A 16,462-nucleotide genomic window follows, 5' to 3' on the forward strand; every position below is an offset into this window, starting at 1 on the left:
GAGTAGGCCGGGCAGGGCGCCCGGCCGGATAACGAATTACTGGGCGGGCGGGGCGAAACGGCGACCGGCGGAGAAACCACCGTCCACGGCGATCATCTGGCCGCTGACAAAGGACGCTTCGTCCGAGGCCAGGAACAGTGCGACGTTGGCCACTTCTTCCGGTTGCCCGGAACGGCTGAGCATGTGCTGCGAGGCGAAGAAGGCGTGGAACGCGTCATTGTCACGAACCATGCTGGTCATCGGTGTTTCGATCAGGCCTGGGCACAGACCGTTGACGCGAACGTTGGCGTAGCCGTAGTCGATGGCCATCGAGCGGGTCAGCTGGTTGATGCCGCCCTTGGACACGTTATAAGCCACGTTGCCGTCGCAGCCCTGCAGGCCGAAGATCGAACCGACATTGATGATCGAGCCATTGCGTTGTTCAACCATCGACGCCAGCGCGTATTTGCTGGTGAGCATGCTGCCGGTCAGGTTGATGTCCATCACCCGTTGCCAGTTGGCGGTGGTGGTCTGGGTCACGCTGCCCTGGTCGGCAACGCCGGCGGCGTTGACCAGTACATCGATGCGCCCGAAGCGGCTGATGACTTCTTGCATGACCTGCTGCACCTGCGCTTCGTCGCGCACGTCCAGGGTCATGAACAGGCTGGGAAAGTCTGCCGGTGCGCTGCCGATGTCCAGCCCGACCACTTGCGCGCCTTCGGCAGCGAAACGGCGCACGCAGGCCAGACCGATACCCGAAGCGCCGCCGGTGACCACCGCGACCTTATTCTGCAAACGAGCCATAACTGCACCTCTTTTATTGTTGTGGGCTAATGCTGGGGCCGAGTCTAACTGCAGACCGGGCCTGAGTGATCGTCCGTTGAGACTAAGGCGAAATGTTGGTCGGTCAGAAACAACCTGTGGCGAGGGAGCTTGCTCCCGCTGGGCTGCGAAGCGGCCCCAAAAATCTGAAAACGACGACTGCTTCGCAGCCGAGCGGGAGCAAGCTCCCTCGCCACAGGTACGATGTTTGTTCTTGAGTGCGCATCAATCCGGGAATTTCAGGCGTACCCGGGCACCCGTTGGTCGGCTCTGGCAGGCCAGTGTCCAGCCGTCGGCGAGTTCCTTGGGGGTCAGCACATCGTTGCGCGCCAACTGGACCTCACCTTCCTTGACCACGCACATGCAGGCCCCGCAAAAACCCTCTTCACAGGACGACGGCACGTCGAGGCCAGCCGCTTTGCAACTTTGCAGCAAGGTTTCGCCGGGGCGGCAGGTAATTTCGTGTTGCTGGCCGTCGAGCTCGACAATCAGCGCCTCGCACTGCGACCCCATCGTTGCCTCGCGGGCGAGGGCCTCTTCGGCCAACAGTTCATCGGGGTCTGGTGGCGAGACGAAACGCTCGACATGGATCCGCTCGGCCGCTTCGCCCAGTGCCAGCAGCGTGCGCTCCACGGTGTCCATGAAGGGGCCCGGCCCGCAGATGAAGTAGTCGCCACCGGCCGATCCGCGCAGCAGATGACGGACCTGATGGTCCGTCAGGAAACCCTGCACCGAGTCGAGGACGTGCACCACGTGCAGTTGATCAGGATGCGCCTTGATCAACCGGCACAGCTCGTCCTTGAAAATCACCGACGCCTCATCGCGGTTGGCGTAGATCAATTTGATCGGCCGCCGACTGCTATGGAGCACTGATTTGAGAATGGAAAACACCGGGGTGATACCCGAACCGCCCCCGAACAAGACCAGGGGCTTTTCGGTGTCCGCCTGCGGGCTCAGGCAGAAATGCCCGGCTGGTGGCAACACTTCCAGCCAGTCGCCGACCTGGACTTCGTTCATCCAGTTCGATACCCGGCCACCATCGACCCGTTTCACCGTAACCTTGGGCAGCGCGTCCGCAAGCGGCGAACTGGCCATGGAATAGCAGCGGGTCAACAGTTTGCCGGCGAAGGGCACGCGAAAACTCAGGAACTGGCCCGGTTTGTAGCGAAAGCGCTCACGCAGGTTTGGCGGTACGTCCAGCACCAGCGAGCGCGCGTCAGCGGTCTCGTCGATCACCGCGCACACTTGCAATGAGACGCTTGCCGTCGTGTGTTCGGCCGGGGTCAGGTTCTGTTGTTGCGTGCCCATGTTCACCTCGACCTCAGAGCCCGCTGATCAGCTGGGCGTTGTCGACGCGGATCTCGGCACCGTTGACGAACCGCGACTCGTCGGCGGCGAGGAACAGCACCACGTTGGCGATATCCCGTGGCGCGGCCATGCGGTTCATCGGGTCCTGGTCCAGCGCTTCCTGCGGGATCGGCTGACCACCGGCCAGGGCCTGGGTCATTGGCGTGTTCACGCCATCCGGGTGCACGCTGTTGCAACGGATGCGGTAGCCCTGCTGCTTGCAGTGCAGGGCAATGGAACGGGTCATCGCCGCCACCGCGCCTTTGGACGCCGAGTAAGCGCAGAACATCGGCATCGCACCCAACGCGGCCACCGACGACATGTTGATGATCGAGCCGCCACCGGTTTCCTTCATCGCCTGGATCGCGTACTTGCAGCCGAGGAAGTAGCCTTCGCCGTTGATCTTCTGCACTTTCTGCCACAGTTCCAGCGTGGTGTCTTCGATGCTGCCCAAGGCCAGGATCGCGGCGTTGTTGACCAGTACATCGAGACGGCCGAAGTGTTCGACGGTGGTCTTGACCACGTGTTGCCAATCGCTTTCGCTGGCGATGTCGTGGCGGATGAACAGCGCGTTGGCGCCGATTTGCGCAGCCACCTGGCGACCGGCCTCTTCATTGAGGTCGGTCAGTACCACTTTGGCGCCTTCGCGAGCCAGCAGCAGAGCGTCTTCGCGACCGATGCCGCTGGCGGCGCCGGTGATGATGCAGACTTTGCCTTCTACACGTTGCATTGTTGTTCTCCTGATCGTGCGGTTTGAAGTGCGAATTGGTCGGCCACGTGGGCGGCAGCCCGGCGACCGGAATAAATGCAGTCGGCCAGGGACAGGCCGGAGACATACAGGTTGGAAGCGACCCCGACCGCATTGCGCCCGGCGCTGTACAGGCCGTTTATTGGCTGGCCGGCGTGGTCCAGCACCCGACCGCTGTCTTCGCAGACCTTCAGCCCGCCCAGGGTGATGACCGGGCAGGGGAAGAGATTGCTGTCGAAAGACAGGTCGAGGGCGTACCACGGGCCCTGTTCGAGGTTGGCGAGCATCGCGGCGGACTTGCCGAACTCGTCGGCGACCTCACCCCGTGCCGCGCGGCAATAGCGTTCGACACTCTGGCGCAGCAGTTCCGGCGGCAGATTGCAGCGTTTGGCCAGGCCGGCCAGGCTGTTGCTGCGCCTGGCATTGAACAGCAGGTTGAGCAACACCGGCAGGCGCTGGAAATTCCAGACTTTGCCGGGGCCAACCTGACTGAGTGCTTCTCGAACCAGCGCCCGATTGAGAATCAGAATGGCGCGGCCGTCCTGCTCTTCGACCATGGCGTGACCGAGGGTCGCGCCGTAGATTTCTTCGTTGGCGTAACGCTGTCCGCGAGCATTGACGATCAGCCCGCGAGCCCAGGCCAGTGGCGGATTGATGAAACGCCAGGCACTGACCTTGTCCATGCGCGCCACGCTGCCACCGGCGCTCTGGCCCAGGGCGATGCCGCTGCCATTGCACCCGGTGGCGCCCAGCGGCAGACCGGCCAGGTACTGCGGTGCGTGTTGGCGCACCAGATCACGATTGAAGATAAAGCCGCCGCTGCTCAGCAACACCGCCTGTTCGGCGCGAATCAATTGGCGAATGGCGTTGGTCTGTTCGATGCGGTGCTGACGGGCGCGCAAGCGGTCGGCCAACGCCGGAGCGTACATATGAATGGCGGTGGCCCAGCGCGACAGGCGCGCATGTTGTTTGGCGGCGCGACTGCCCGACGGCAACTGCCAGGCTTCGACGCCGATGACCTTGTCGTCGAGATCGAGTACCAGTCGCCGCACTTCGCACTGGCTGCGCAGGCGCGCGCCATTACGCAAGGCGCTGGCCTTGAGCGGGGCGAACAGGCTGGCGCCGGACATGCCCCGGCCTTTGGTGCGGTGGCCACGGGGCGCCGGCTTGGCGCTGGCGGCATAGGCCGGCACGGCTTCGTTGCCGGAGTAATAGAGGTAGTACTGGTCACTCGGGTACGAGGTTTTATGCGGTGGCACGCTGGCCTCGAACGCCGCGCCCTGTTGCTCCAGCCAAGCCAGTTGCCCGCGGCTGGCGTCGCAGAAATTGCGCAACGTCTCTTGGCTGACCGCTTCGCCGACTTCCTGACGCAGGTAATTGAACATGGCTTCGCTGGTGTCTTCATAGCCAGCCTGACGCTGATGCGGCGTACCGCCGCCGGCATAGACCACGCCACCGCTGAGTGCCGTGGCGCCGCCGCCCTCGAAGCGATCCAGTGCGAGCACCGACAGGCCGCGAGTGCTGGCTTCGATGGCGGCACAGGCGCCGGCACCGCCAAACCCGACGATCAGCAAGTCGCAGCGGTCATCCCATGGCAACTGGTCGGCGCTGTTCACTCGCAACGCCGTCAACCCGTTCAGGCTGTTCATGTTCGGGCCTCAGCCAGCAGCAGCGAGAGAAGGTGCGGGTTTCGCGGTGGTGGTGTAGCTGCCGTCGAGGTAGACCAGCGGGGTGATTTCGGTGGTGGTGTGGATCTGCAGGATGCGTCCGATGAATACGGTGTGGGTGCCGTAGCTGAAGTGACCGTCCTGGCGGCAGAGGATCGCCGACTGCGCATCACCCAGGTATGGAATGCCACCGGGGCTGGTCAGCCAGTTGCCCCGGTCGAAGCGTGCTTCGCCCTTGATCGCACCGCTGCACAGGTTGGCCAGGTCTTGTTGTTCGACGCCGAGGATGTTCACGCAGAAGTCCGCGCCGGTTGCCAGTGCGGCGTGGGGGGAGGCGGTCTTGTTGACGCAGATCAGCAGCGATGGCGGTTCGGTGCTCAGGGAGTCGACCGCGGTGGCGGCCATGGCGAAGCGTTCGGTGCCGTTGCTGGTGCTGATAATGGTGACTGACTTGGCCAGGCGGCGCATGGCCTGGAGCATGTCGGCTTTGAGATTGACGTCGTTCATCGCACTGGGCCTTTTTGTTGGTTGGGGAGTGCGATGGATTCTTGCTCTGGTGTACAGACTCAACATCGTCCGAGGGGACTAGTTGTTCGAACTGTTCCTGGTCGAGTACATATCCATTGCTGCGGTAATGGCCGCTTATGATTTCGCCCTTACGGCGACTAACTTTTTTACAAGCGCCTAAAAAAGTAAGCAAAAAACGCTCGCCCCGAACGTACGGCCCCTCGCTAAGGCTCGGGGTTCCTTCGCTCCGGCATTCATCCGGGGGCATCGCCTCCGGTCGGCCTGATGAGTGGTGTGAAGCATGGGTGTACGCCGATCTGTCTTTGCTCTTCTGTGGGAGCGAGCTTGCTCGCGATGGCGGCCTGACCGCCGACCTGGTATTTGCAGACTTCCGCAATCCCTGTGGGAGCTGGCTTGCCTGCGATGGCGGTCTGTCAGCCAGCATCAATGTCAGATGTGCCGGCCTCTTCGCGGGCAAGCCCGCTCCCACAGGTTTGGTGTCGTTCGAATAATTGGTGTTCGCCGTAAATACTGTGGGAGCGGGCTTGCCCGCGAAGACGACCTGTTAGCCAACACCCCCTTTCAGATACACCTCCAAAAGACTGTTTCCCAACCCCACATGGTCCGTTTGAGGGATGTCCCCTGCGTTGCGCATTGCTTGAATGCCAGTGTAGGGGCGCTACACCCGCCCCGTTGCACGCGCGCCCCGGCGGATGGGGTGAACAAAGGAGAACAATAAAAATGCTCAACCAAGACCTGATTCGCCAGCGTCTGAGCCAACGTGCCCGCGAGTTGGTGCCGATCCTGCGTGAGCGCGCCCTGAATGCCGCGCAAGCAGGCCAGTTGCCTGAAGAAACCCTGAAGGATTTCCACGACGCCGGGTTCTTTCGCATCCTGCAACCGTCCCGTTGGGAAGGCTATGAACTGGAGCCCAAGGATTTCTTCGACGTGCAGATGACCCTGGCCGAGGGTTGCATGTCCTCGGCCTGGGTGCTGGGTGTGGTAGCGATCCACAACTGGCAACTGGCGCTGTTCGACGACCGCGCGGCCCAGGATGTCTGGGGTAGTGACTCCAGCGTGCTGATCTCCTCTTCCTATATGCCGGTGGGCAAGGTCGAGCGGGTCGAGGGTGGTTTCAAGTTGAGCGGGCGCTGGGGTTTTTCCTCCGGCAGCAAGCATTGCGAGTGGGCGTTCCTCGGCGCGCTGGTGCCGTCGGAAGAAGCGGGCGGGGCGCCGGATTATCGGACCTTCCTGGTGCCGCGCAGCGACTACCAGATTCTCGACAACTGGAATGTCATGGGCCTGGAAGCCACCGGCTCCCACGACATTCTGGTCGAAAACGCCTTCGTTCCCGAGTACCGCACCCATCGCGCGTTCGACGGTTTCATGCAGAACAGTCCGGGCAATGAGGTGAACACTGCGCCCTTGTTCCGTCTGCCATTCGGGCAGATTTTCGTGCGTGCGGTTTCGTCCTCGGCCATCGGTGCCCTGCAAGGCGCGGTGGATCAGTTTGTCGAGCACAACCGCGCCCGGATCGGGGTCAATGACGGTCGCAAAATGGTCCAGGACCCGGCTGCGCAATCGTCGCTGGCCAATGCCATGGTCTGCGTCGACGAGTGCAAGACCGTGCTGCATCGCAACTTCGCCCTGATGCTGGAGCGTGCGCAGAAGGGTGAGCCGTTGAGCATGCCGGAGCGGGTGAAGATGCGTTACGACTCGGCGCTGGTGGCCGACAAGTGCGCCAAGGCCGTTGGCGACCTGATGTTCAACAGCGGTGCTTCAACGATCTTCCGCAGCCATCCGATCAACCGTGCATTCCGCGACATCCACACCGGTCGTGCCCACGTCGCCAACAGCCCGGCCAAGTACGCCTGGAACCTTGGCGGGGTCAGCATGGGTCAGGACAGCAACGACTTTTTCCTCTGACTTTTTTACCTGCTCTTTTTCTATGAGGCGGGCTAGTCCGTTTGCGTGATTCGAGCGCCCCGTCGATGCACGAGCATTGACGGTAAGGCGAAGGTCTACGGCGCCGACTGCGCATCCAAATAAGCACAAGGATCAACCATGAAATTTTCCCTGATTTACGAAGCCCAGACGGTGGACTCCAGCCGCGAAGGCGACCGCAAGATTTTCGAAGACACCGTCGAGCAGGCCGTGCTCGCCGACAAGCTCGGCTTCGACACCTTCTGGTGCGTGGAACACACCGCGCTGAGCAACTACTCGCACATGTCCGCGCCGGAAACCATGCTGGCGTTCGTGGCCGGTAAAACCGAGCGCATCGGCATCGGCCACGGTGTGGTCTGCCTGCCGCCAGCGATGAACCATCCGGTGAAAGTCGCCGAGCGCATCGCCACCCTCGATCTGCTATCCAAGGGCCGTGTGCACTTCGGTGTGGGTAAGGGCGGCACCCAGCAGGAAGCCGGCACTTTCGGCTACGACCTGGCGACCTTGCAGCCGCAGATTGACGAGATGATGTACCTGATCCCGAAAATGTTCGTGCAGGACGAAATCGAGCACAACGGCGACTTCGTGCAGATCCCCAAGCGCCCGATCCATCCAAAGCCTTACCAGGATCCGCACCCGCCGATGTACCTGGCGTGCACCAACACCGAGTCGCTGAAAAATGCCGGCGGTCGCGGCATGGGCGCGCTGGTGCTGGGCTTCGGTGGCCCGGAAGAAATCGCCAAGAAGGTCGAGGTGTATCACGCGGCCTATGACAACCGGGATGAGAAGAAGCAGGTCGGTTTCCGTCCTAACCGTCACATCGCCGCACTGTGCCCGGCCATCGTGCTGGACGACAACGCAGAAGCGCGCCGCATTGGTATCCGTGGCCAGCGTTACTTCATGGAATCCCTCGGTTACTGGTACGGCGGCGGCGAGCGTCCGGACCCGCAGAAGTGGAAAGACGACACCTTCGTTGATGGCAACGGCCAGAGCGTGATCAAGTCGCGCTTCGCCTCCGAAGAAGTCAGCGTCGACTTCTCCGACCCGACCATGGCGATGATGAACCCGAACCACGCCTACGGCACCGTCGAGGATTGCATAGGCTATGTGCAGCGCTTGATCGATGCCGGCGCCGACGAAATCCTGTTCATCTGCCAGATGGGCACCGTGCCGCAGTGGGCGCAGCTGGAGACCTTGAAGAACATTGGCGAGAAGGTGATCCCGCATTTTCGCAAGGGCTGATTTGAGATAACGCAAAACTGTAGCAGCTGCCGAAGGCTGCGTCCGAGTGCGCAGCACTCGCAAAAGGGCAATAGGCGGTGTTTCTGGACGGACTCGGTTTGCCAGGTTGCGAGCGCTGCGCACTCGGACGCAGCCTTCGGCAGCTGCTACAGGTTTTTCAGGCCTGGCACGGACGCCAGGCCAACTTTCCAACGGGTCCCCAAGGCCCGTTTTTTTATGCCTGCACCAATCCCCTGTGGGAGCGGGCTTGCTCCCACGGTTTTGATGCGTGAACCCCATCAAATCCGCTAGTCCCATTGGACGATGTTGCCCCTCCCCGAACCCGTTTGAATAGGCCCTACATAAAGTCTCCCCCGGCAGTCGCCGAAGGGCGGCACCGCCTGAGAAAAACGAGGAGTGCATCCATGGATATCCGTGGTCTGGGTTACGTCACCCTGTTGTCCAGCGACCTGGCGCAATGGCGCCACTACGCAAGCCAGGTGCTGGGCATGATGGTCAGTGGCGACGATGAGCTTCTGTACCTGAAAATGGACGAACGTCATTACCGCATCCTCGTGCAGAAGAATGCCGAGAACAGCTTCGGTGCCTGCGGCTGGGAAGTGGCCGGCAAGGCGGCGCTGGAACAGGCGGTCAGCGAGCTGCAACAGGCCGACGTGCAAGTGACCCGTGGCACCGCCGCCGAAGCGGAGCTGCGCAAGGTCCAGGAACTGGTGCACTTCAGCGATCCGGATGGCAACCGCCACGAAATTTTCTGGGGCCCGTTGCAGGACTTCGCTCGCTTCGTTTCTCCGGTGGGCGTCAAAGGTTTTGTCACCAACGACCTTGGCATGGGCCACGTCGTACTGCCGGCACCAGCCTTCGAACGCTGCCGCGACTTCTACGAACAAGTGATGGGTTTCGGCCTGTCGGACCTGATGAAAGTCCGTTTCACCCCGGACCCGGCCGAGCCGCAAAAGCGCATTCACTTCCTGCACTGCAACAACGGCCGCCATCACTCGCTGGCGATTTTCGAGTGCCCGATACCCCACGGTTGCGTGCACATGATGGTCGAGGTCAACGCGCTGGACGAAGTCGGCCGTGCCCTGGACCGCGTCCACGCCAACGGCGTGAAGCTGTCGGCCACCCTCGGCCAGCACACCAACGACCAGATGATTTCTTTCTATATCAAGACCCCGTCCGGGTTTGACCTGGAATACGGCTGCGATGGCCTGGTGGTCGACTGGGACCGCCACACGCCGTTCGAAAGCACCGTGGTCAGCCACTGGGGCCACGACTTCAGTGTCGGTCGCCAATGAGGAACAAGACGATGGACAAGCAAATGAGTACTGCCGAGATCGTCGGCCAACTGCGTGACGGCATGACCATCGGTATCGGTGGCTGGGGCCCGCGCCGCAAGCCGATGGCGCTGGTGCGCGAGATTCTGCGCTCGGACCTCAAGGAGCTAACTGTTGTTGCATACGGTGGTGCGGACGTCGGCATGCTCTGCGCCGCCGGCAAGATCAGGAAACTGGTGTTCGCCTTCGTGTCTCTGGATTTCATTCCGCTGGAGCCGTACTTCCGCAAGGCGCGCCAGGAAGCGGCGCTGGAAGTGATGGAGATCGATGAAGGCATGCTGCTGCTCGGCTTGCGGGCGGCGGCGATGAATGTGCCGTTCATTCCGACCGCCGTGGGCCTGGGCACTGATGTGCTGCGCCACAACCGCCAGATCAAGTTGATCGCCTCGCCCTATGCCGATGGCAAGGATTGGGTGGCCATGCCGGCGCTCAAGCTCGACGCGGCGCTGGTGCATGTCGACCGCGCCGACAAACGCGGCGTGTGCCAGATCAGCGGTCCGGATCACTACATGGACGACCTGTTCGTGCGCGCCGCGACCCACAGCTACGTGACCTGCGATGAGCTGGTGGACAGCGAGTATTTCCATCAGCACAGCGCCCACGCCCATCAAGTGTTCTGGGAACGCAACCTGACCACCGCCGTGGCCCACGTGCCGGGTGGGGCGCATCCGTCGTCCTGCGCGCCGCTGTACGGTTTCGATGTCGCGCACTTCAAGGCCTACAACGCCACGGTCCAGGTGGCCGACGGCTGGCAGGGCTACGTGCGCGACTACGTCGACTGCACCCACGAACAGTATCTGGAAAAGGTCGGCGGCCTGGCTGCGATCCGTGAACTGCCGTTGCCGATTTTCTAAGGAGCCTTTCGATGAGCACTACTGATTACAGCCTCGCTGAGTTGATGATCTGCGCGGCCTCCGAAGCCTGGCGCGAAGACGGCGAAGTATTGGCCTCCGGCATCGGCGTGATCCCGCGCCTGGCGGCGTCGCTGGCCATGCTGACCAGCAATCCGCAACTGCTGATGACCGACTCCGAAGCCTACATGGTCGCCGAACCGGTGCCTTTGGGCGCACGCAAGGGCTATGAACCCAAGCGCGACAGCTGGATGGGCTTCTCGCGGATTTTCGACAACGTCTGGGGCGGCAAGCGTCATGCCCTGGTCGGCCCGACCCAGATCGACCGTTACGGTCAAGCCAACATTTCCTGCATCGGCGACTACGCCAAACCCAAGGCGCAGATGCTCGGTGTGCGCGGTTTTCCCGGCAATTCGATCAGCCACGCCAACTCGTTTTGCGTGCCGAGCCACAACCGTCGGGTGTTCGTCGAAGGCGAGGTCGATATGGTCGCCTCAGTCGGCTACAACCCGTCTCGTCTGGCGCGGGGTTGGTCGCTGGACGACATCGATATCCGTCTGATCATCACCGATCTGGGCGTGCTGGATTTCCAGGGCCCGCAACGACAGATGCGTATCCGTTCGCTGCACCCCGGCGTGACGGCGGCGCAGGTCCAGGACAACACCGGGTTCGAGTTGCACGTGCCGGACGACTGCCCGACCACCGCAGCCCCGACCGTCGAGCAATTGCAACTGATCCAGCGCCTGGACCCGCACAACCTGCGCGCCCTGCAACTCAAAGACAACCCGCCAGGCCAGCGCTGAGCGCCCGCGTTTTCGGAGACAAGTGATGGCTGAACATAACGACAAGAACGAGGCCGAAGTGGTCCTGTACGAAGTGCGCGACGCGGTGGCAATCGTCACCATGAGCCGCCCCGAGTACCACAACGCGCAGAACTCGCAGATGACTTATGCGCTGGACGCGGCGTTTCGCCGGGCCTGCGATGACGATGAAGTGAAGGTCATCGTGTTGCGCGGCGCCGGCAAGCATTTCTCCGCCGGGCATGACATCGGCACCCCGGGCCGCGACGTCGACAAGACCTTCGACCGCGCCAGCCTGTGGTACGACCATGTGAACAAACCGGGCGGCGAGTTTCTCTATGCCCGCGAGCAAGAAGTCTATCTGGGCATGTGCCGCCGCTGGCGCGAAATGCCCAAGCCGACCATCGCCATGGTCCAGGGCGCGTGCATTGCCGGTGGGCTGATGCTGGCCTGGGTCTGCGACCTGATCGTCGCCAGCGAGGATGCGTATTTCGCCGATCCGGTGGTGCGCATGGGCATTCCCGGTGTGGAGTATTTCGCCCACGTGCATGAATTGAACCCGCGCATCGCCAAGGAATTCCTGTTCCTCGGCGAGCGTATGCCGGCACCCCGTGCCTATCAGATGGGCATGCTCAATCGGGTCGTGCCTCGCGACGAGTTGGAGCAACAGACCCTCGACATCGCCGGGCGCATCGCGCAGATGCCGCGCCTGGGCCTGCAACTGAGCAAGCAAGCGGTGAACAACGCCGAAGACCTGATGGGCAAGCGCGCGACCATGGACATGGTGTTCGGCCTGCATCACTTCGCCCACGCCCACAATGAACTGGTGTCCGGCGACCGCCTCGGCGGCTACGACGCCAAAGCCATGGCCAGTTCCCAGCGCAAAACGGGCGAGGCGTGAGCATGGCGATCTCGTTGAATACTCGTTTGACTGAACTGCTCGGTTGCCGCTACCCGATCATCCAGACCGCCATGGGCTGGGTCGCCGACCCGAAACTGGTGGCGGCCACGGGCAATGCCGGTGGTTTCGGTTTTCTTGCCGGTGCGACCATCGAACCGCAGCAGATGGAAGCGGCGATTATCGAAACCCGGCGCCTGACCGATCAGCCGTTCGGGGTGAATTTCCATATGTACCAGGCCAATGCCGGCGAGATCGTCGAGCTGGTGTTGCGCCACAAAGTCCGGGCGGTCAGCTACAGCCGTTCGCCGGGCAAGCAGATGATCAGCCGCCTTAAAGATGCCGGCGTGGTGTGCATTCCCACCGTCGGTGCGCTCAAGCATGCGCAGAAAGCCGTGGAAATGGGCGCCGATGCGGTGACCGTACAGGGCGGCGAGGGCGGCGGGCATACCGGTTCCGTGCCGACCTTGATGCTGCTTGATCAAGTGGTCAACGCAGTGTCAGTGCCGGTGGTGGCGGCGGGCGGTTTCAAGGACGGCAAGGGCTTGGTCTCGGCCCTGGCCTACGGTGCCGAAGGCATCGCCATGGGCACGCGGTTTTTGATGTGCGCCGACAGCCCGGTGCCGCAGGAAACACTGGCCCGTTACCTGGCGGTCAAGGACCCGGCGGCGATCATCATCAGCCGCGCCATCGACGGCATGCCGCAACGGATGATCCGCAACGAATTGCTCAACCAGCTGGAAAACAGCGGCGGCCTCAAGCGCCTGTTGCTGGCCTTGCAGAGTGGCCTGGCATACCGCCGCCACACCGGCATGAGCTTGACCCAGTTGCTCAGCAGCGCCTTGAAGATGCGCGGTGCCGGAGAGTTGACCGCCGCGCAAAGCATCATGGCCGCCAACGCGCCGATGGTGATCCAGAAAGCGATGGTCGACGGGCAACCGGCTGTCGGCGTGTTGCCCGCAGGGCAGATCGCCGCATCCATCGACAGCTTGCCCAGCTGCGCCCAATTGATTGAACAGATCGTCCGCGACGCCGAAGCGCGCCTGGGCGAGCTGTGCCGCCGTGTGTCGTAAGGGGCCATGCATTGTGAAGGAAGGAAACCATGAAACCATTTAGCGTCAGCATCGAACACGGAATTGCCGAACTGGTGTTCAACCGGCCACCGGTCAACGCCTTCAATTGCCAGGGCTGGGCCGATATCGCCGGCGAGATCGAGGGCCTGGGCCGTAACAGCGACGTACGGGTGATCGTGATCCGTGCCGAAGGCCGCGGCTTCTGCGCAGGCGTCGACATCAAGGAACTGGCCGCCGACGGCAACCTGATCGTCGCGGTGAACAAGGGCAACTACGACAGCTTCAAGGCCATCCACTGCAACCCGAAACCGGTGATCGTCGCCGTGCACGGCTTCGTGCTGGGCGGCGGCATTGGTATCTGCGGCGCTGCCGACATCATCGTCGCTGCCGAGTGCGCCACCTTCGGCGTGCCGGAAGTGGATCGCGGGGCCATGGGCGGCGGCGCGCATTTGCAGCGCCTGTTCCCGGTGCAGAAGGTCCGCCACATGTACTTCACCGGCGAGGCCATCGACGCCGCCGAGGCTTACCGCCTGGGCGCCGTGGAGCGGGTGGTCAAGCGCGAAGACTTGCGCGAAGCCGCTCTGCAGATCGCCCGCACCATCGCCACCAAGAGCCCCGGCATGATCAGCCTGGCCAAGGAGGCGCTGACCGGTATCGAAGACGGCAATCTGGAAGACAAATACCGCTGGGAGCAGGGCTTCACCCTCGAAGCCTACCGCTCACTGGACTCTCAGGAAGCACGCGACTCGTTCGTCGAGAAACGCGATGCCCGATTCAACGGCTGAAGGCATATCCATGGACCTGACCTATACCCCGGCCCAGCAGGCCTTTCGCGTCGAGGCGCGAACCTGGCTGGCGGCCAATGTACCGAGTGAACCGCTGCAATCGTTCGACACCGAACAGGGCTTTGCCGAGCACCGCGCCTGGGAAGCCAAACTCAACGAAGGCCGTTGGGGCATGGTCACCTGGCCGACCGAGCTCGGCGGGCGCGGCTGCGACCTGATCGAGTGGCTGATTTTCGAAGAGGAATACTACCGTTCCGGGGCGCCGGCACGGGTTAACCAGAACGGTATCTTCTTGCTCGGCCCGACCCTGATGGAGTATGGCAGCGCTGAACAAAAGGCACGGTTTCTGCCGCGCATGGCCACCGGCGAAGACATCTGGGCCCAGGCCTGGTCCGAGCCGGGTGCCGGTTCCGATATGGCGGCGATCCGTTCCAAGGCTGAACGGGTGGGCGACCACTACGTGATCAACGGCCAGAAGACCTGGTCGACCCGCGCGGTGTGGGCCGATTGGGCGTTCGGCATTTTCCGTACCGACTCGCAGTCCCAGCGTCATCACGGCCTGACCTTCATCCTGTTGCCGCTGGACACGCCGGGCATCACCGTACGGCCGATCCCGCAGCTCAACGGTTTGCCGGGTTTTGCCGAGATCTTCTTCGACGATGTAAAAGTCCCGGTGGAAAACGCCCTCGGTGGCGAGGGCATGGGCTGGCACGTGGCGATGTCCACCGCCGGTTTCGAGCGCGGTTTGTTGCTGCGCTCGCCGGCGCGTTTCCAGGAAACCGCCAAGCGTCTGGTGCAGCTGTACCTGGCCAACCGTGAGCAGGCCGACCGCGACCCGACCATCGGTGAGGCAGTGATGCGCGCCTGGCTCGATGCCGAGGCCTACACCTTGAGCACCTACATGACCGCCTCGCAACTGGTGCAGGGCGGCAAGATCGGGCCGGAGTCGTCGACCAACAAAATCTTCTGGTCGGAGCTCGACCAGCGCATGCACGACACCGCCATGAGCATTCTCGGCCTGCGTGGCGAACTGCTGCCGCAAGCCCCGGCCGCCGGTGACGTCGGCCATTGGCTGGAAGGTTTCCTGTTTGCCCAGGCCGGGCCGATCTACGCCGGCACCAACGAGATCCAGCGCAACATCATTGCCGAACGCATGCTCGGCATGCCGCGTGCCTGAGGAATAGACCATGGACTTTAGTTTCAGCCGCGACCAACTGCTGTTTCAGGACAACGTCCGCAGCTTCCTGATCAACGAAGTCACCCCGGAACGCATTCGCGACCTGTGGCAGAGCGACAGCGGGCGCAGTGAGCAACTCTGGGCGCAACTGGTGGAACTGGGCCTGACCGCCCTGACCGTGCCCGAGGCACAGGACGGCATGGGCATGAATGAGCTGGACTTTGTGCTGATCGCCCAGGAATGCGGTTACGCCGGGCTGCCCGAACCGCTGGTGGACACCATGCTGGTCGGCGTGCCGTTGCTCGCCGCCCTGGATGAGCAACACGCACCACTCAAGCAGAAATGGCTGTCGCGAGTGGCCGAGGGCCGTGCACGTCTCGCGGTTTCCGAGCCAGGCAATCCGCTGGTCAGCGATGCCCATGTCGCCGATCTGCTGTTGCTGGCCAATGGCGACGAAGTGCACGTACTGGAGCGTGATGCCGTACGCCTGACCCGCAACGAGTCGGTCGATCCGAGTCGCCAGTTGTTCCAGGTCGAGTGGACGCCAACACCTGCCACGTGTGTGGCCAGCGGCGAACAGGGCCGGCGTTTGTGGGCAGCCGCCTTCAACCGTGGCGCCCTCGCCAGTGCCGCGCAACTGCTGGGGTTGGCCAAGCGCATGGTCGACCTCGCGGTGGACTACACCTTCGAGCGCAAGCAGTTCGGCAAACCGGTGGGTTCGTTCCAGGCGGTCAAGCACTTGATGGCCAACGTTGCGGTGCAGATCGAGTTCGCCAAAGGCCCGCTGTATCGCGCCGCGTATGCCGTCGCCGAACAACAACCGGGGCAGGACGTGTTTGTGTCCCACGCCAAATTGGCGACCGCAGAAGCGGCCATGCTCGCGGCGAAAAACACCATCCAGGCCCACGGCGCCATGGGGTACACCTGGGAAGTCGACTTGCACCTGTTCATGAAACGCGCCTGGGCCCTGGACAAGGTCTGGGGCGATCGCGGCCGTCACAAAGGGCGGATTCGCGCGGCGCTGTTCGACGGCAACCCTGCGCTGGGTGCGGGCAGTACCTTTTGATCGAGATCCTGTAGGAGCACGGCTTGCCGTAATACCGATCCGTAGCAGCTGGCGAAGCCTGCGTTCGGCTGCGAAGCAGTCGTGAAACCTGAGTTCGCGATTTTCCTTGAGTACCGCGTCGACTGATTTCACGACTGCTACGCAGCCGAACGCAGGCTTCGCCAGCTGCTACGTAGAGCAGGTTTGCTGGAGTTTCTCAGATGACTGGCATTACGGCTTTTC

General features: G+C 62.7%; 15 protein-coding genes. 10 read left to right on the forward strand and 5 right to left on the reverse strand.

The features are described from left to right. Positions 1 to 36: 36 nt before the first annotated feature. The 5 genes from PMI34_RS18145 to PMI34_RS18125 form a co-directional block, all read right to left on the reverse strand. Positions 37 to 783 carry an SDR family NAD(P)-dependent oxidoreductase gene (locus tag PMI34_RS18145; RefSeq protein WP_008048803.1) on the reverse strand — a complete coding sequence of 249 codons (747 nt, stop codon included), beginning with the start codon at positions 781 to 783 and terminating at the stop codon, positions 37 to 39. A gap of 243 nt (positions 784 to 1,026) precedes the next feature. Further along, entirely contained in the window at positions 1,027 to 2,109 is a 1,083-nt protein-coding gene (locus tag PMI34_RS18140; RefSeq protein WP_008048804.1) for a ferredoxin--NADP reductase, read from the reverse strand. A gap of 13 nt (positions 2,110 to 2,122) precedes the next feature. Then, a complete protein-coding gene (locus tag PMI34_RS18135; RefSeq protein ID WP_008048805.1) occupies positions 2,123 to 2,878 on the reverse strand; it encodes a glucose 1-dehydrogenase in 756 nt (251 codons plus the stop codon). Then, positions 2,866 to 4,545, reverse strand: coding sequence for an FAD-binding protein (locus PMI34_RS18130; RefSeq protein ID WP_008048806.1), 1,680 nt, complete (start codon positions 4,543 to 4,545; stop codon positions 2,866 to 2,868). Before PMI34_RS18130 ends, PMI34_RS18135 begins: the two co-directional genes overlap by 13 nt. Before the next feature lie 9 nt (positions 4,546 to 4,554). Then, the gene (locus PMI34_RS18125; RefSeq protein WP_008048810.1) at positions 4,555 to 5,070 is read right to left on the reverse strand and encodes a flavin reductase family protein; all 516 of its coding nucleotides are present in this window, start codon (positions 5,068 to 5,070) and stop codon (positions 4,555 to 4,557) included. Between the two features lie 741 nt (positions 5,071 to 5,811). On the opposite strand from PMI34_RS18125, the gene PMI34_RS18120 reads away from it, so the two are divergent. The 10 genes from PMI34_RS18120 to PMI34_RS18075 all read left to right on the forward strand — a co-directional run bounded on the left by PMI34_RS18120 (position 5,812) and on the right by PMI34_RS18075 (position 16,240). Next, a complete protein-coding gene (locus PMI34_RS18120; RefSeq protein WP_008048811.1) occupies positions 5,812 to 6,996 on the forward strand; it encodes an acyl-CoA dehydrogenase in 1,185 nt (394 codons plus the stop codon). 138 nt (positions 6,997 to 7,134) lie between these two features. Beyond that, entirely contained in the window at positions 7,135 to 8,256 is a 1,122-nt protein-coding gene (locus tag PMI34_RS18115; protein WP_008048813.1) for an LLM class flavin-dependent oxidoreductase, read from the forward strand. Positions 8,257 to 8,660: 404 nt separating this feature from the next. Further along, positions 8,661 to 9,551, forward strand: a complete 891-nt coding sequence (locus PMI34_RS18110; RefSeq protein ID WP_008048814.1) for a VOC family protein — start codon at positions 8,661 to 8,663, stop codon at positions 9,549 to 9,551. 11 nt (positions 9,552 to 9,562) lie between these two features. Next, positions 9,563 to 10,444, forward strand: coding sequence for a CoA transferase subunit A (locus PMI34_RS18105; protein WP_008048816.1), 882 nt, complete (start codon positions 9,563 to 9,565; stop codon positions 10,442 to 10,444). Between the two features lie 11 nt (positions 10,445 to 10,455). Further along, positions 10,456 to 11,244, forward strand: a complete 789-nt coding sequence (locus tag PMI34_RS18100; RefSeq protein ID WP_008048817.1) for an acyl CoA--acetate/3-ketoacid CoA transferase subunit beta — start codon at positions 10,456 to 10,458, stop codon at positions 11,242 to 11,244. Between the two features lie 25 nt (positions 11,245 to 11,269). Further along, a complete protein-coding gene (locus PMI34_RS18095; RefSeq protein ID WP_008048818.1) occupies positions 11,270 to 12,142 on the forward strand; it encodes an enoyl-CoA hydratase in 873 nt (290 codons plus the stop codon). Between the two features lie 2 nt (positions 12,143 to 12,144). Beyond that, positions 12,145 to 13,212: an NAD(P)H-dependent flavin oxidoreductase gene (locus PMI34_RS18090; protein WP_008048819.1), complete on the forward strand. Its 1,068-nt coding sequence runs from the start codon at positions 12,145 to 12,147 to the stop codon at positions 13,210 to 13,212. A gap of 29 nt (positions 13,213 to 13,241) precedes the next feature. Next, on the forward strand, positions 13,242 to 13,997 hold the full coding sequence (locus PMI34_RS18085; protein ID WP_008048820.1) for an enoyl-CoA hydratase family protein: 756 nt from the start codon (positions 13,242 to 13,244) through the stop codon (positions 13,995 to 13,997). A gap of 10 nt (positions 13,998 to 14,007) precedes the next feature. Then, positions 14,008 to 15,174: an acyl-CoA dehydrogenase family protein gene (locus tag PMI34_RS18080; protein WP_008048821.1), complete on the forward strand. Its 1,167-nt coding sequence runs from the start codon at positions 14,008 to 14,010 to the stop codon at positions 15,172 to 15,174. A gap of 10 nt (positions 15,175 to 15,184) precedes the next feature. Next, entirely contained in the window at positions 15,185 to 16,240 is a 1,056-nt protein-coding gene (locus PMI34_RS18075) for an acyl-CoA dehydrogenase family protein (RefSeq protein ID WP_008048823.1), read from the forward strand. The last annotated feature ends 222 nt before the right edge of the window (positions 16,241 to 16,462 follow it).

The sequence above is a fragment of the Pseudomonas sp. GM74 genome, from assembly GCF_000282455.1.
Lineage (GTDB): Bacteria > Pseudomonadota > Gammaproteobacteria > Pseudomonadales > Pseudomonadaceae > Aquipseudomonas.

Bases quoted from the DNA above. Each gene is read 5' to 3' on its own strand.
- PMI34_RS18145 (WP_008048803.1), bottom strand. From the start codon at position 783: ATGGCTCGTTTGCAGAATAAGGTCGCGGTGGTCACCGGCGGCGCTTCG.
- PMI34_RS18140 (WP_008048804.1), bottom strand. From the start codon at position 2,109: ATGGGCACGCAACAACAGAACCTGACCCCGGCCGAACACACGACGGCA.
- PMI34_RS18135 (WP_008048805.1), bottom strand. From the start codon at position 2,878: ATGCAACGTGTAGAAGGCAAAGTCTGCATCATCACCGGCGCCGCCAGC.
- PMI34_RS18130 (WP_008048806.1), bottom strand. From the start codon at position 4,545: ATGAACAGCCTGAACGGGTTGACGGCGTTGCGAGTGAACAGCGCCGAC.
- PMI34_RS18125 (WP_008048810.1), bottom strand. From the start codon at position 5,070: ATGAACGACGTCAATCTCAAAGCCGACATGCTCCAGGCCATGCGCCGC.
- PMI34_RS18120 (WP_008048811.1), top strand. From the start codon at position 5,812: ATGCTCAACCAAGACCTGATTCGCCAGCGTCTGAGCCAACGTGCCCGC.
- PMI34_RS18115 (WP_008048813.1), top strand. From the start codon at position 7,135: ATGAAATTTTCCCTGATTTACGAAGCCCAGACGGTGGACTCCAGCCGC.
- PMI34_RS18110 (WP_008048814.1), top strand. From the start codon at position 8,661: ATGGATATCCGTGGTCTGGGTTACGTCACCCTGTTGTCCAGCGACCTG.
- PMI34_RS18105 (WP_008048816.1), top strand. From the start codon at position 9,563: ATGGACAAGCAAATGAGTACTGCCGAGATCGTCGGCCAACTGCGTGAC.
- PMI34_RS18100 (WP_008048817.1), top strand. From the start codon at position 10,456: ATGAGCACTACTGATTACAGCCTCGCTGAGTTGATGATCTGCGCGGCC.
- PMI34_RS18095 (WP_008048818.1), top strand. From the start codon at position 11,270: ATGGCTGAACATAACGACAAGAACGAGGCCGAAGTGGTCCTGTACGAA.
- PMI34_RS18090 (WP_008048819.1), top strand. From the start codon at position 12,145: ATGGCGATCTCGTTGAATACTCGTTTGACTGAACTGCTCGGTTGCCGC.
- PMI34_RS18085 (WP_008048820.1), top strand. From the start codon at position 13,242: ATGAAACCATTTAGCGTCAGCATCGAACACGGAATTGCCGAACTGGTG.
- PMI34_RS18080 (WP_008048821.1), top strand. From the start codon at position 14,008: ATGGACCTGACCTATACCCCGGCCCAGCAGGCCTTTCGCGTCGAGGCG.
- PMI34_RS18075 (WP_008048823.1), top strand. From the start codon at position 15,185: ATGGACTTTAGTTTCAGCCGCGACCAACTGCTGTTTCAGGACAACGTC.